At 57.2% G+C, this 885-nt stretch carries 1 protein-coding gene; it reads left to right on the forward strand.

The window, feature by feature from the left end; translation table 11 throughout:
- Nucleotides 1–56 precede the first annotated feature (56 nt).
- On the forward strand, nucleotides 57–885 hold an 829-nt coding region (locus ACFO3A_RS15650), incomplete at its 3' end, for an IS481 family transposase (protein ID WP_377728232.1).

The following is an 885-nucleotide window of genomic DNA, read 5'->3' on the forward strand; positions in this document are numbered from 1 at the left end:
TGTTTGATCCCAGGTTTTAATGGTGCAATCTTTTCCCTTGAATGGAAGGAAGCGCTATGGGCCAGGTTCTGCACGGGAGCGCCAGGACGACGGAGGCAATCCGTCGAACAATACAAAATAGTCAAGAGAGCTTGAGATCACTCTCGCAGCGCTACGGCATCAACCAGAAGACGGTGGCCAAGTGGAAGAAGCGGACCTCGGTGGCTGATCTGCCCACAGGGCCGAAGACGCCTTCATCTACCGTTCTTTCAGTCGAGGAGGAAGCCGCCATCGTAGCTTTTCGCAGGCACACCCTGCTGCCGCTGGATGACTGCCTCTACGCTTTGCAGCCAACTCTGCCGCACCTCACGCGCTCCTCCTTGCATCGCTGTCTGCAGCGTCACGGTATCTCCCGGTTGCCCGAAGTCGAAGGCGACAAGCCGCTTAAGAAGCGGTTCAAGAGTTACCCCATTGGCTACTTCCACATCGACATCGCAGAGGTGCAAACGGCCGAGGGCAAGCTCTATCTCTTCGTGGCGATCGACCGAACCTCGAAGTTCGCCTTCACCGAACTTCACGCCAAGGCCGGCAAGATGGTGGCTGCGCAGTTCCTGCGAAACCTGATCAAGGCTGTGCCCTACACCCTTCACACGGTGCTGACCGATAACGGGATCCAGTTCACGAACCGAGCCCGTGATCGGTACGCTTTCGAGCACATCTTCGGGCGGGTCTGCGTCGAACATGGCATCGAGCATCGCCTGACCAAGATCAAGCACCCGTGGACTAATGGACAGGTCGAGCGGATGAACAGAACCATCAAGGAAGCCACCGTCAAGCGATTCCACTACGACGACCATGCACAGCTACGCCGACACCTGTGCGACTTCATTGACGCCTACAACTTCG

It is taken from the genome of Comamonas nitrativorans (assembly GCF_042654765.1).
GTDB classification, from domain to species: Bacteria; Pseudomonadota; Gammaproteobacteria; order Burkholderiales; family Burkholderiaceae_C; genus Comamonas; species Comamonas nitrativorans.